At 37.5% G+C, this 1,444-nt stretch carries 1 protein-coding gene; it reads left to right on the forward strand.

Annotated elements, in window-relative coordinates; all coding sequences use genetic code 11:
* Window positions 1-176: 176 nt before the first annotated feature.
* The gene (locus DNK84_RS10605; protein ID WP_119344486.1) at window positions 177-1,421 is read left to right on the forward strand and encodes an ISL3 family transposase; all 1,245 of its coding nucleotides are present in this window, start codon (window positions 177-179) and stop codon (window positions 1,419-1,421) included.
* Window positions 1,422-1,444: the final 23 nt, after the last annotated feature.

Here is a 1,444-nt window from a genome sequence, read left to right on the forward strand (position 1 = left end):
GTGCTTGACTGATGACGGCGGCTGTTTTTCCCACCAAAATAACAGACGATAACCAGGTCATCTAACAAGTCTTTAGTGACGGTTATTTCAGGCTCTTTTCCGTTTACTGTGGGTATGGAATTCAGTAGCAATAAGGGTTACAATGCTGTTACCTAAATCAAAATGTCGCGTTTTTAATGAAAGACTTAAGCATTCCTTTAGATATAGACAATCTTAAAGTTATCTCTCAAACCCTTGATACTAAAGGGAATATCATCATTACGGTCGAAAGTATATGCACAAAAACCACCTGCCATAAGTGCGGAAAAGACGCGACAAAACGATATGGCTATGGCTCTCTAATGGAGTATAGGCATACCTCAGTTTTTGATACGCCAGTGATACTTAGAATTAAACCAGTCAGATATGAATGTGAGCACTGTGAGCCGCCAGGAACGACGACAACTGAGCGTTATAATTGGGTAGCTGAAGGAGGTAAAATAACTAAGGGCTTAGAGGAGTATTTGCTCAGGTGCGTTATCAATAGTACAATTCAAGATGTCGCTAAAAAAGAACGGATTAGCTATAAAACAGTTCAAACGATGCTCAACAATCTAATCCATAGGGAAATTGACTGGAGTCAGTACTCAGACTTGGAAACCATTGGTATTGATGAAATAAGCAACCGCAAAGGGTATCAGAACTTTATAGCGGTGATCAGTGCAAAAGATAAATATGGTAATTTAACCATATTGGATGTGCTTGATAGTCGAAAAAAGGACGATGTTTTGGCATTTTTAGAATCTATTCCAGATCACCTTAAAAAGACAGTTAAGCAAGTATGCACATATATGTATGACGGTTTCGTAAATTCAGCAATAGAAGTGTTTGGTAAGCAGAGAGTAGTTGTTGATCGTTACCATGTATCAAAATTGTATCGTGGAGCGCTAGATAACGTTAGAATCAAAGAAATGAAAAGACTTAAGAGCATCCTTCCCAGCGAAGAATACAGCGAATTAGAGGGAATGATGTGGATATTAAGGAAGCAATACGAGTGTTTATCAAAAGAGGAAAAACGAAAATTAGAGGCGCTTTACAAGCACTCACCTCTTTTAAAGAAGGCGCATAGCTATGCACTAAAATTGACGCATATTTTTAACACACATCATGATAGAAAATCTGCTATGGCTAAATTGGATCGATGGATAATCAGTGTCGAGAAAATTGGCCTTAGTTGCTTTAATACGTTTATCAAGACTTTGAATAAGCATAAAGGCAGCATTGCTAACTATTTTAAAAATAGATCAACTAGTGGGTTTGTGGAAGGATTGAATAATAAAATTAAAGTCATTAAACGACGCTGCTATGGGTTCTTTAAAACCGACTCACTTTTCCAGAGATTAACCATAGATTTAAACGGTTATCGCATGCTCAGATTGTAACCAACAGAAAAGGGAAAAGAGCC

The organism is Facilibium subflavum (assembly GCF_003574485.1).
Taxonomy (GTDB): Bacteria; Pseudomonadota; Gammaproteobacteria; order Francisellales; family Francisellaceae; genus Facilibium; species Facilibium subflavum.

Coding starts and splice junctions, on each gene's coding strand:
- DNK84_RS10605 (WP_119344486.1), top strand. CDS start 177: ATGAAAGACTTAAGCATTCCTTTAGATATAGACAATCTTAAAGTTATC.